Raw genomic sequence first — 420 nt, 5'->3', positions numbered from 1 at the left:
AGCCTGGTCAGCGATTCCGCGACGCGTTGCGCGGGCGCTTGCGGAGCTTCCTCCGTCTCGCCCGATTGCCATGGTAGGCTCTTGTGCTCTTCCGAGCTGCGGAGCCCGGGAACGTCGGGAGCGGGCATCGGCTTGCTTGAGGTGATCGGCGCGAAGCTTGAGACGCTGGAGGCGCGGATCGGCTCCTCCGCCTTGATCAGGCGTGAACGCAGCGGAACCTTTGCAGGCGATGCAATGCCGCCGGCCTGCAGCGTTTCGGTGACGGCAGCGACCAGGGCCTGCTTGCTCTCCAGCTCGGCCTGACGCGTGGCCAGTTCGTCGACACGAGCCTCGACGCCATCCTGATCGAGCAGGGCGCGGCTGGCGAGGCGGTCGATATCGGCGCGCAACGCCGCGATCCTGTCTTCATAGGCATATTGC

Annotated in this window: 1 protein-coding gene; it reads right to left on the bottom strand. The window is 66.7% G+C overall.

From position 1 onward, the window contains the following. Positions 1-420: hypothetical protein (locus AB4Y92_RS26040; RefSeq protein ID WP_441822255.1), on the bottom strand; the 420-nt coding region annotated here is incomplete at both ends.

It is taken from the genome of Lysobacter sp. TAB13 (assembly GCF_052113885.1).
GTDB lineage: Bacteria > Pseudomonadota > Gammaproteobacteria > Xanthomonadales > Xanthomonadaceae > Lysobacter > Lysobacter gummosus.
Note: the sequence above shows the minus strand (reverse complement) of the source record. Positions and strands in the feature narration are given on the sequence as shown.